Below are 10,497 nucleotides of genomic sequence, written 5' to 3'. Positions count from 1 at the left end.
GCGAAGAGCTGTTCGCGCTGCCGATCGCCGTCGTCCGCGAAATCCTCGATCACACCAATGCCTTTCGCGTCCCCAACGCGCCCGACTGGCTGATCGGGTTGTGCGACGTGCGCGGCCTGTCGGTCCCGCTGGTCGATTTCCGCACCTGCCTCGGCCTGCCGACCGTGCCGCCGACGGTGGCGACGCGCGTGCTGGTGGTCGAGGCGGTGACCGCTGCCGACCGGCCGCTGGTCATCGGCCTCGTCGTCGATCGCGTCCTCGACGTCAGTACCTGGGCGGCCGAGGCGATCGAGGCGGTGCCCGACACCGGCACCGCCTGGCATTCGCGCTACGTCGTCAGCGTGCTGCGGCGCGAGGGCGGCTTCGTCGGACTGCTCGACCTGCGGGGCGTGCTCGACGGCATGGAGGCTGTGCTGACGCAATCGACCGCCCCCGGCGCGAGTGTGGTGGCGACGTGAACGATCTCGCCTCGCAGCCGATCGCCGAGGATGTGCTGTCGGCGCGCGACTTCGCCCGCCTGTCCGCCTTCGTCACCGACATGTCGGGCATCAAGATGCCCTCGAACAAGACGACGATGCTGAGCGGACGGTTGCGCCGGCGGCTGCGTGCCACCGGCCATGCGACGCTCGGCGACTATTGCGCCTGGCTGTTCGACGACGCCGGCCTCGCGGTCGAGGCGGAGCATCTGCTCAACGCGGTCACCACCAACAAGACCGACTTCTTCCGCGAGCCCGGCCATTTCGACTTTCTGACGCGGACGCTGCTGCCGGTGCTCGCCGCCGAGCGCCGCCCGCGGCTGCGTCTCTGGAGCGCGGGCTGTTCGACCGGTGCCGAACCCTATACGCTGGCGATGCTGCTCGACGCCTATATGCAGGATCGCGGCGGCCCCGCCTTCGACATCCTCGCCACCGACATCGATACCGAGGTGCTGGGGATCGCGCGGCGCGGCATCTTCCCGCGCGCCGCGGTCGACCCGGTGCCGCCGGCGCTGCGCCAGCGCTACATATTGCAGGCGACCGCGCCCGATCGCGACGAGGTCCGGATCGTCCCGGCACTGCGCCAGGCGATCAGCTTCGGCCGGCTCAATCTTATGGACGATCATTATCCGGTCGGCGTGCCAATGGACATGATCTTCTGCCGCAACGTGCTGATCTATTTCGACCGGCCGACACAGGAACGGGTGGTGCGGCGGCTGCTCGACACGTTGCAACCGGGCGGCCACCTGTTCCTCGGCCATTCGGAATCGCTCGCCGATCTCGACCTGCCGCTCGAACTGGTCGGCAATACGATCTTCCGGAAGCGCTGAGATGGGCGCCAAACCGGTCCGCGTGCTGATCATCGACGACAGCGCCAGCGTGCGCCAGGCGATGACGCAGATCCTCTCCGCCGACCCGGGGATCGAGGTGATCGCCGCCGCCGCCGACCCCTTCGCCGCGGCGCGCTACATCCAGGCGGAGGTGCCCGACGTCATCACGCTCGACGTCGAGATGCCGCGGATGGACGGCATCACCTTCCTGCGCCGGCTGATGGCGCAATGCCCGACGCCGGTGGTGATGTGCTCCTCGCTGATCGAGGACGGATCGGAGACGTTGCTTCAGGCGCTCGACGCGGGCGCGGTCGACGTCATCCTCAAGCCGAGGGTCGGCGTCGCCGATCATCTGATCGAGGCGCATACCCAGATCTGCGAGACGGTGAAGGGCGCGGCGCGCGCACGGCTCGGCCGGCGACCGGCGGCGACCGGCACGCCGCAGCGTCGGCTCACCGCCGATGCGGTGCTGCCGCCGCCGAGCGGCCGCGCGATGAGCCGCACGACCGAGATGGTGGTGTGTGTCGGCGCCTCGACCGGGGGGACTGAGGCGCTGCGCGAGGTGCTCACCGCCTTGCCCGCCGATTCGCCCGGCATGGTCGTCGTCCAGCATATGCCCGAAAGCTTCACCCGCGCCTTCGCCAAACGGCTCGACAGTATGTGCGAGGTCGACGTCAAGGAGGCCGAGGACGGCGATTCGGTGCTGCGCGGCCGCGTGCTGATCGCGCCCGGCGGGCTCAACCATACGATGCTTAACCGCCAGGGCGCGCGCTATGTCGTCTCCGTCCGCAACGGCCCGCTGGTGTCGCGGCACCGGCCGTCGGTCGACGTGCTGTTCCGGTCGGCGGCGCGCAGTGCGGGGGCGAATGCGGTCGGCGTGATCATGACCGGCATGGGCGACGACGGCGCGCGCGGCCTGCTCGAGATGAAGGAAGCGGGCGCCCGCACGATCGCGCAGGACGAGGCGACCTCGATCGTCTTCGGCATGCCCAAGGAGGCGATCGCGCGCGGCGCCGCCGACCGTGTCGTCCCGCTCGAATCGATTGCGGCGGAGCTGTTGCTCGCCGCCACCCGCTAGGAGGAGCCGATGATGTCGCCAGGCACGCGCGAGCTGGTCGTCGCCAGCCCCCCGCCCCCGCCGATCCGCTACGCGCTGATGCAGATCGCCGCCGAGCTCGACGCGCGCTTCGTCCGCGCCGGCGACGCGCTGGCGGCGGCGATCGAATTGAGCGAGCAGATCGTCGGCGGGCTCGACGCGGTTGTGTCCGCGCTCGATGCGCGCGACGCCGACGCCGCCACCGACGATCTTGCCGAGGTCGCCGCGGCGATCACCGCGCTGCCCGCCGCGCTGACGGCACGCGGCCGGCGGATCGCGACGATCACCGACATCGCCGCGCTGCTTCGCGCGCACGTGCTCGACATGCACCGCTCGCTGCGCATGCTCCGCGCATACGGCATGAACATCAAGATCGCCGCCGCGGGCGAGGCGAAGTTCGTCAGCTTCGTCGAGGGGATGGAGGACAAGATCGCCGCGGGCGAGGCGCTGCTGACCGAGGTGATCCGCGCGCTCAACGCGCTCGATGCGGCGGTCGTCGGCGTGCAGCAGGCCGACCGGCGGCTCGCCGGCGATTGCGCCCATGCGGTGCCGGCGCTGCCGCAGCGGCTGCTCGCCGACGCCCGCGCGCTTGGCGAGCATCGTTCGGGCAGCGCGCAGATCGCCGTGCGCGTCAGCGCGATCGCGCGGGCGATCCAGACGAAGGTCTTGCGGCTGCTGCACGCGATGCAGATCGGCGATCGCACCCGCCAGCGGCTCGACCATGTCGTCGCCGCGCTCGAGCTGCTCGATGCCCGCGCCTACCCGCCCGCGGCGCGCGCGCATGTCGAGCGGCTGCTCGCCGCGCAGCTCGCCCAGATCGTCCAGGACTTCGAGCGCGAGACCGGCGCGCTGATCGGCAATCTCCAGGGTCTGCTCCCCGACGTCGCCGCGCTCGGCGCGCTCCTCGCCGATCAGGCGGGGGAGGTGGATCGCGGTACGCTCATCCGGCTCGACCGCAGCGTCAGCGACGCCGACCGGATCATCGTCCCGCTCAGGGCGGCGCAGCGGCAGGCGGAGGAGATGGGCCGGCTGATCGCGGCGACCGTCGGCGATCTGACCGCACGGATCGACGGGCTCGGCGCGATCCGCACCGACGTGCAGGAGATCGCCACCAATACCCGGCTGCTGTGCCGGCAGCATAGCGACATCGGTCGCGCCGTCGCGGTGGTGGCGCAGGAGGTCGACCTGTCGGCGTCGGGACTCGGCACGACCGCCACCGAAGTCGGCCGGACGATCGGCGAACTGGGTAGCGCGCAACGCCTGCTCGGCGATGACGGCGCCGGCATCGACGGCGGCGCGCGGCTCGGCCGCGCGCTGACCACGATCCGCACCGCGGTGACGCGGACCGAGCGGCTGGTCCGCGACGGCAGCGAGGATGCGCGCCGGCTGGTCGCGCTGCTCGAGACGAGCGCGGCGGAGCTGGGCAGCGAATTCGCACTCGGCGGACCGATCACACAGGTGCAGGCGCTGCTCAGCGAACGGGCGGAGGCGGCGCCCGTCCCCGCCCCGGCGGACGAAGGCGCGTTGCGGACGCTGCTGCCGGCGATCGCCGATCTCTATACGATGGCGAGCGAGCGCGACATTCACGTCGACTTCCTGCTGCCGGGCATGGCGCTGATCGGCCACCCCGCCCATGACGAGGACGGGCTGTTCTGATCTGTCACCGGGCTGACTTACAGCCGCGATAGGCGCGCGCCATGACCCTGCCCCGCCTCCTCGCCGCCGCTCTGCTGCTGATCCCCGCACCGCTCGCCGCCAGACCGGCGTTGCGGGTCGAGCGGGTGGTGATGCTGGTCCGCCACGGGGTGCGTGCGCCGATCGACGGCGAGGCACCCGCCGGTACGCGCACCGCCGCGCCCTGGCCGCACTGGCCGGTGCCGGCGGAGCATCTCACCCCGCACGGTGCGCAGGCGCTGACGCTGCTCGCCGCGGCGGATCGTGCGGCGCTGCTCGCCGACGGCCTATTGCCGAGTGACGGCTGTCCGGCGGCGGGGACGATCCGCATCCACAGCAACACCGCCGAGCGGACGATCGCAAGCGGCGAGGCGTTCGCGCGCGGCCTCGCGCCCGGCTGTCCGCTTCCGGTCGAGCACCTGTCGGCCGATCGGGCCGATCCGCTGTTCGAGCCGCTGCGCGCCGGCGTCACCTACTTCGACGCCGCCGCGGCTGTCGCCGATATCCGGCGTTACACCGGCGGCGTCGATGCGCTTGCCCGCCGCCATGCCGCGGACATCGCCGCGCTCGACCGGCTGCTCGGCTGCGGTGACCCGCAGGGATGCAGCCCGATGCTGCCGTCCCGCGTCACGCCCTCGGCGGACGGACGCGGCATCGACCTGACCGGGCCGATCCGCACCACCTCGGGTACCGCGCAGGTGTTGCTGCTGCAATATGCCGAGGGGCTGGCGCTGCCCGGCTGGCCACCGGTCGATGCCGCCGCGCTGCAACGCGTCGGCGCGCTGCACGCCGCCTTGTTCGACGTCTTCACCCGCCCCCCCTATATGGCGGCGCACCAGAGCGCGGCGCTCGGTCGCGCCCTGCTCGCCGCGCTGACCGACGCCGAGGTGCCGGCGGTGACGGTGCTCGTCGGCCACGATACCAACGTCACCGCTCTCGCAGCCGTGCTCCATGTGCCGCTGCGCGCGCCGGGCTATGCCGAAGGCGATGTCGCCCCCGGTGGCGCGATCTGGCTCGAACGCGTGCTCGATCCGGCAAGCGGCCGCCGGTTCGTCCGGGCGAGCTATCGCACGCAATCCCCCGACACATTGCGCGCGCTGTCGCCGGCGGTCGATGTGACGCCGCTCGCCATCCCCGGCTGCGCGCCCAACGGGTGCGACCTCGCCCGCTTCGCGACGATGCTGCGCGGCCGCCTCGCGCCGCTGCGCGCCGCTCAATAAGCGACGGTGAAGCGGCTGCGGCTGTGCTGCGGCCGTTCATATTCATCGACCATCGCGATGGCATAATCGGCGAAGCTGATCCGGCTTTGCCCCTGCGCATCGGTAAGCAGGCGATCGCCGCCGGTGCGATAGGAGCCGGTGCGCGGCCCCTCTTCGATCCACGCGGGTGGCGACAGGAAGGTCCAGTCGATCGCGCGCTCCTGCCGCAATGATTCGAGGAAGGCGATGCCGCCGGCGGCGATCGGCTTCCATTCGGGCGGAAAGTCGGGCGTATCGAACAGCCGCTGGCCCGTCGCGACCTCCAGGCTCGCCGCCCCGCCGGTGACGAGCAGCCGCTGCACCCCCGCCTTGCGCAAGGCGGCGAGCAAGGTGTCCGCGGTCACGTCGAAATGCAGGGCGCTGATCACCGCGTCGCTGCCGCGCACCAGCTCGGCGAGCGCTCCGGCATCCTGCGCATCGCCCGCCACCGGCGCCACCCCGTCGGCGACCGGGATCGCCTCCGGCCTGCGCGCGACACCGCGCACGCGATGCCCCCGCGCCGCAAGCTCCCGCGTGATCGCCGCGCCTGCGCGCCCGCTCGCCCCCAGCACCGTCACCGTCATGTCGACTCACCTCATGGTTTCCGTTGGTGACCAACGTCGCTATGGGTGACCGATGACGCAAGACGGCACTTCGACCATATTTGGTATCCCGCAGGTAACCTCGGCGATCCTGCGCGGCGACGCCTATGCCGCCGATTGTCCGACGCGCCGGCTGCTCGACCGGATCGGCGACAAATGGAGCGTGCTCATCCTGCTGCTGCTCGGCGATGGCGAGCTGCGCTTCGGCCAGCTCAAGCAGCGGATCGGCGGCATCTCGCAGAAGATGCTGAGCCAGACGCTGCGGGCACTCGAGCGCGACGGGCTGGTGACGCGTCATGCCGAGGCGACGGTGCCGGTCACCGTCCGCTATCGAGCCACCCCGCTCGGCAGCGACCTGCGCGCGGCGCTGCGGCTGATGATCGATTGGGCGGAAACGCGCATGCCCGAGGTGCAGGCGGCGCAACGCCGTTACGATGCGCGCGTTGGCGGCTGATGGCCGTCTTCTTCACCGCCGACACCCATTTCGGCGATCACCGTACGATCAACATCCAGCGCCGCCCCTTCGCCGATACCGCGGCGATGGACGCAAGCCTGATCGCACGCTGGAACGCCCGCGTCGCCCCCGACGACACCGTCTGGCATCTCGGCGACGTCGCGCGCCGCGCCGGTGATGTCGCCGCATTACTCGCCCAACTCAACGGCACCAAGCATCTGCTCGCCGGCAACAACGATCCCGACGCGACGCGCGCCGCCGCCGGCTGGGCGAGCGTCGGCGACTATGCCGAACTGACGCTCGACGGCCAGGCGCTCGTCCTCTGCCATTATCCCTTCCGCAGCTGGAACGGCCAGCATCGTGGTGCGCTCAACCTGCACGGCCACAGCCATGGCCGCCTCAAGCCCATGCCGCGCCAGTTCGATGTCGGCGTCGATCCGCGCGGCTTCGCCCCCGTCACGCTCGCCGAGCTGCTGAGCCCCGCCAAGGAGACGCCCTGATGCCCGACGACCGCAACGCCGCCGCCGTGCGCCGCATCATCCTGCTGGCGATCGTCTGCCTCGCCGTCGCGATGGCGGGGATGGTGGCGCTCGGCGTCGCCCTCACCCGCAGCTGAGGCTCAGTCCTCCGGGAGCAGCCGCGCCGACAGGTCCATCCAGTTTCGCGCCGCGTCGCGATCCGCCGCCTCGGCGAAGACCTCATCGAGCGGCGGCGCCGCGTCGAACATGTAAAGCAGCGTCCACAATGCGAACCGGCGGGCGCGGTCGCGCTCCAGCCAGAGGTCGACCGTCATCCGCTCGATTCCGGCGGCGAGCGCCGCCGGCGGCACGGCATCGAGCGTGTCGCTGCCGAAATAATGGCGGATCTGGTCGTCGAGGTCCATCGCCGCGCTGGTAGCGACCGCTGCGCGCCGGGCAAGCATCCTCGTGCCGGAACCTCGCCGCCGCCCCGACGCTCTGTCGAGGACGGTGCCTGCCGCGCCGCGCCACGAGGATCCGCCATGACCGACGCCCCCCGCCCCGCCTTGCCGCGCCTCGCCGCTCTGGGGATCGTCGCCGGCGTGCTCGGCGCCAGTGCCTGGCTCGGCCGCCGCAATGCGCCCGCCGGCGACCATCCTGCGATCCGGCGCTGGTATCGCCGCCTCGACAAACCCGGCTTCACGCCGCCCGATGCGGTGTTCGGCGCGGTCTGGCCGGTGCTCGAGACCGGCATGGCGATCGGCGGCTATCGGGTGCTGCGTCAGCCCGCGGGCCCCACACGCACCGCGGCGGTGGCGCTGTGGCTCGGCACCAGCGCGATGATCGGCGGATGGACGGAGATCTTCTTCCGCCGTCACGCGCTCGCCGGCAGCACCGCCGCCGCCGGAGCGATGCTGGTGACCAGCGCAGGATTCGCCGCCACCGCGGCGAAGATCGATCGCCCCGCCGCCGCGACGGCGGTGCCGCTGGTCGCCTGGCTCGGCTTCGCGACCCTGCTCAGCGAGCGGATCCGCGAGGCGAACGACGGTTGATGCTCGCCGCGGCGGCGCCGCTCTGGCATAATGCGCGGCATGAAAGCCGCCTCTACGCTCGATTTCCGCGAGATTGCCCGCCGCCGCCTGCCCCATTTCCTGTTCGAATATATCGACGGCGGTTCCTATGCGGAGGTGACGCTCCGCCGGAATATCGAAGATCTTGAAGCGATTGCCTTGCGCCAGCGGGTGCTGACCGACGTCTCCTCGCTCGATCTCTCGACCCGCCTGTTCGGCACGACTCAGCGGCTGCCGCTCGCGCTCGCCCCGATCGGCCTTGCCGGGCTCAACGCGCGGCGGGGCGAGGTGCAGGCGGCGCGCGCGGCGCACAAGGCCGGCATCCCCTTCTGCCTGTCGACCGTCTCCGCCTGCCCGATCCCGGAGGTCGCCGCCGCCGCCGACGCGCCCTTCTGGTTCCAGCTCTATATGATCCGCGACCGCGGCTTCATGCGCGAGCTGATGGCGCAGGCGCGCGACGCGGGGTGCAGCGCGCTCGTCTTCACCGTCGATATGCCGGTGCCCGGATCGCGCTATCGCGATTACCGGTCCGGTCTCGCGGGGGCGGCGGGGCTGCGCGGCGCGGCGCGGCGGACGTGGCAGGCGATGCGCCGGCCCGGCTGGGCCTATGACGTCGGCGTGCGCGGCCGACCGCATCAGCTCGGCAACGTCGCGCCGGTGCTCGGCAAGAACACCGGGCTGGAGGATTTCTTCGCCTGGATGCGCGACAATTTCGATCCGACGGTAAGCTGGCGGGATCTCGAATTCATCCGCGAGAGCTGGACCGGGCCGCTGATCATCAAGGGCATCCTCGACGTCGAGGATGCCGAAGCGGCAGCGAGCCTCGGCGCGGACGGCATCGTCGTCTCCAACCATGGCGGCCGCCAGCTCGACGGCGTGCCCTCGACCGCGGCGGCGCTGCCGGCAATCGCGGCGCGGGTGCGCGACCGCCTGACCGTGCTCGCCGACGGCGGCGTGCGTTCGGGGCTCGACGTGGTGCGGTTGCTGGCGCTGGGCGCGCATGGCGTGCTGCTCGGCCGCGCCTGGGTCTATGCGCTCGCCGCCGGGGGCGAGGCGGCGGTCACGCAGATGCTGCAACTGGTCGAGGCCGAGATGCGCGTCGCGATGGCGCTGACCGGTCGCACCACGATCGATCGGCTCGACGCCAGCGCCCTCGTCGCTACGTGATGGGGACCGAAGCGTAATCTTAACGCCGCCGCCGTTACAGGAACGCCGCTACGATCATTGGCGAGGGCCTGCGGCATGTTCTACGATCCCATCCGGCGTACCGCCGCCGAGATCGTCATCAACGGCAAATTCCTACTCGCGACGCTGGAGGGCATGCCGCGCGTCGCGCGCGAGGTGACGGGCGCGATCGATACGCTGCTCGCCACGCCGGACTATCGCGGCGTCACCGTCACCTTGCTCGCGCCGCCCGGCGGGGCAGAACGGATCACGCTTCAAAGGATCGCGGTCGAAGAGGTCGGCCGTCATACCGGCCTGCTGTGGGAACAGCTCGACCTGCCGCGCGCGCTGCGCGGCCGCTATTGCATCAACTTCACCAATACCGCGCCGGTCGTGCGCCGCAGCGGCTGCGTCGTCGTGCACGATGCGCAATTCCGGTCGAGCCCCGCCTCGCACGGGCTGCGCAGCAAGGTGCTGTACGGGATGATCACCCCCTATGTCGCGCGGCACTATCAGCGGCTCGTCACCGTCTCGCACTTCTCGCGCGAGCAGCTCGTCCGCTATGCTGTCTGCGACCGCGCGGATATCGAGGTGGTGCCGAACGGCATCGATCACGTCCTGACCCAGCCGGTGTCGGACGCGGTGCTGACGCGCTTCGGCCTGATGCCCGGCGGCTATGTGCTGACCAATTCGAGCTTCCATGCGCATAAGAACGTACAGACGATCTTCGACGCGGTCGCGCCCGACGCGGATCTCGCCGGCCGGCTGGTGCTGTTCGGCGGTCCCGATCGCGGGACGCTGAGCGAGCGCGGGCTGCGCGTCCCGGACGGCGTCCGCTTCACCGGCCGCGTCGACGATGCCGACCTCGCCGCCCTGATGCGCCACGCCGCGCTGTTCCTGTTCCCCTCGACCACCGAAGGTTTCGGCCTGCCGCCGCTCGAGGCGATGGCACTCGGCTGCCCGACGATCGCCTCGCACGCCGGCGCGATGCCGGAGGTGTGCGCGGACGGCGCGATGCTCGTCCCCGCGCTCGATGCGGCGGCGTGGCGCGCCGCGATCCGCCGCCTGCTCGCCGACCCGGAGGCGCGCGCCGCGCTGTCCGCCGCAGGCCGCGCCCGCGCCGCGCGATTCCGGTGGCGCGAGGCGGCGCGGCGCTATCTCGATCTCGCGCTGGCCGACCTCGGCGTCGTCGTGCCGATGCCGGTCGCCGACGTCCATATTCCAGCTTGATCCATTTCGGCCCGGGTGTATGGGCGCGACAGCCGGGCGAGCGGATCGCCCGGCGGACACAGGACGACAATGCCCCGATCTAGCCCCACCACCGGCGACGGAGACAGTAGACGCTGCGGCGTCTCTGCATCCGATCGTCTTCCCCGGGCCTGACGGGGCGCACGCGCCAGCGACACGCTGACCGTCAGCGATCCACCGGGCCCGA

At 71.4% G+C, this 10,497-nt stretch carries 12 protein-coding genes; 10 read left to right on the top strand and 2 right to left on the bottom strand.

Annotated features, from left to right (window positions below):
• From BW41_RS08895 to BW41_RS08875, 5 genes are all read left to right on the top strand, one after another.
• Positions 1–458, top strand: a 458-nt coding sequence (locus BW41_RS08895; protein WP_037533738.1) for a chemotaxis protein CheW, incomplete at its 5' end; no start/stop codon positions are given.
• Positions 455–1,306: a CheR family methyltransferase gene (locus BW41_RS08890; protein WP_235199706.1), complete on the top strand. Its 852-nt coding sequence runs from the start codon at positions 455–457 to the stop codon at positions 1,304–1,306. The genes BW41_RS08895 and BW41_RS08890, both read left to right, overlap by 4 nt.
• A gap of 1 nt (position 1,307) precedes the next feature.
• Complete coding sequence (locus BW41_RS08885; protein WP_037533737.1) at positions 1,308–2,384, top strand: protein-glutamate methylesterase/protein-glutamine glutaminase; 1,077 nt, start codon at positions 1,308–1,310, stop codon at positions 2,382–2,384.
• A gap of 9 nt (positions 2,385–2,393) precedes the next feature.
• On the top strand, positions 2,394–4,058 hold the full coding sequence (locus BW41_RS08880) for a hypothetical protein (RefSeq protein ID WP_152542218.1): 1,665 nt from the start codon (positions 2,394–2,396) through the stop codon (positions 4,056–4,058).
• A 41-nt stretch (positions 4,059–4,099) separates the two neighbouring features.
• Entirely contained in the window at positions 4,100–5,296 is a 1,197-nt protein-coding gene (locus BW41_RS08875; protein WP_037533735.1) for a histidine-type phosphatase, read from the top strand.
• Here the strand turns inward: BW41_RS08875 and BW41_RS08870 are convergent.
• The gene (locus tag BW41_RS08870) at positions 5,290–5,898 is read right to left on the bottom strand and encodes an NAD(P)-dependent oxidoreductase (protein ID WP_037533734.1); all 609 of its coding nucleotides are present in this window, start codon (positions 5,896–5,898) and stop codon (positions 5,290–5,292) included. The genes BW41_RS08875 and BW41_RS08870 overlap by 7 nt on opposite strands.
• Before the next feature lie 52 nt (positions 5,899–5,950).
• Between BW41_RS08870 and BW41_RS08865 the strand changes: the two genes are divergently transcribed.
• Both BW41_RS08865 and BW41_RS08860 read left to right on the top strand, forming a co-directional pair.
• Entirely contained in the window at positions 5,951–6,370 is a 420-nt protein-coding gene (locus BW41_RS08865; RefSeq protein ID WP_051583384.1) for a winged helix-turn-helix transcriptional regulator, read from the top strand.
• Positions 6,370–6,870, top strand: a complete 501-nt coding sequence (locus BW41_RS08860; RefSeq protein ID WP_037533733.1) for a metallophosphoesterase family protein — start codon at positions 6,370–6,372, stop codon at positions 6,868–6,870. Before BW41_RS08865 ends, BW41_RS08860 begins: the two co-directional genes overlap by 1 nt.
• A gap of 119 nt (positions 6,871–6,989) precedes the next feature.
• Here the strand turns inward: BW41_RS08860 and BW41_RS08855 are convergent, their stop codons facing one another.
• Positions 6,990–7,253, bottom strand: a complete 264-nt coding sequence (locus BW41_RS08855) for a hypothetical protein (RefSeq protein ID WP_037533769.1) — start codon at positions 7,251–7,253, stop codon at positions 6,990–6,992.
• 117 nt (positions 7,254–7,370) lie between these two features.
• Between BW41_RS08855 and BW41_RS08850 the strand changes: the two genes are divergently transcribed.
• The 3 genes from BW41_RS08850 (at position 7,371) to BW41_RS08840 (ending at position 10,292) form a co-directional block, all read left to right on the top strand.
• A complete protein-coding gene (locus BW41_RS08850; protein WP_051583383.1) occupies positions 7,371–7,880 on the top strand; it encodes a TspO/MBR family protein in 510 nt (169 codons plus the stop codon).
• A gap of 39 nt (positions 7,881–7,919) precedes the next feature.
• Complete coding sequence (gene lldD, locus BW41_RS08845; protein WP_037533765.1) at positions 7,920–9,065, top strand: FMN-dependent L-lactate dehydrogenase LldD; 1,146 nt, start codon at positions 7,920–7,922, stop codon at positions 9,063–9,065.
• A 75-nt stretch (positions 9,066–9,140) separates the two neighbouring features.
• Positions 9,141–10,292, top strand: a complete 1,152-nt coding sequence (locus BW41_RS08840; RefSeq protein WP_051583382.1) for a glycosyltransferase family 4 protein — start codon at positions 9,141–9,143, stop codon at positions 10,290–10,292.
• Positions 10,293–10,497 lie beyond the last annotated feature (205 nt).

Origin of the sequence: Sphingomonas sp. RIT328, from assembly GCF_000632225.1 — a bacterium.
Lineage (GTDB): Bacteria > Pseudomonadota > Alphaproteobacteria > Sphingomonadales > Sphingomonadaceae > Sphingomonas > Sphingomonas kyungheensis.
The sequence above is the reverse complement of the archived record's forward strand: the minus strand, read 5'-3'. Positions and strand labels throughout refer to the sequence as shown.

What these genes read in the sequence shown, in the direction of transcription:
- BW41_RS08885 (WP_037533737.1), top strand. Translation starts at nt 1,308, where the DNA reads ATGGGCGCCAAACCGGTCCGCGTGCTGATCATCGACGACAGCGCCAGC.
- BW41_RS08880 (WP_152542218.1), top strand. Translation starts at nt 2,394, where the DNA reads ATGATGTCGCCAGGCACGCGCGAGCTGGTCGTCGCCAGCCCCCCGCCC.
- BW41_RS08875 (WP_037533735.1), top strand. Translation starts at nt 4,100, where the DNA reads ATGACCCTGCCCCGCCTCCTCGCCGCCGCTCTGCTGCTGATCCCCGCA.
- BW41_RS08870 (WP_037533734.1), bottom strand. Translation starts at nt 5,898, where the DNA reads ATGACGGTGACGGTGCTGGGGGCGAGCGGGCGCGCAGGCGCGGCGATC.
- BW41_RS08865 (WP_051583384.1), top strand. Translation starts at nt 5,951, where the DNA reads ATGACGCAAGACGGCACTTCGACCATATTTGGTATCCCGCAGGTAACC.
- BW41_RS08860 (WP_037533733.1), top strand. Translation starts at nt 6,370, where the DNA reads ATGGCCGTCTTCTTCACCGCCGACACCCATTTCGGCGATCACCGTACG.
- BW41_RS08855 (WP_037533769.1), bottom strand. Translation starts at nt 7,253, where the DNA reads ATGGACCTCGACGACCAGATCCGCCATTATTTCGGCAGCGACACGCTC.
- BW41_RS08850 (WP_051583383.1), top strand. Translation starts at nt 7,371, where the DNA reads ATGACCGACGCCCCCCGCCCCGCCTTGCCGCGCCTCGCCGCTCTGGGG.
- lldD (WP_037533765.1), top strand. Translation starts at nt 7,920, where the DNA reads ATGAAAGCCGCCTCTACGCTCGATTTCCGCGAGATTGCCCGCCGCCGC.
- BW41_RS08840 (WP_051583382.1), top strand. Translation starts at nt 9,141, where the DNA reads ATGTTCTACGATCCCATCCGGCGTACCGCCGCCGAGATCGTCATCAAC.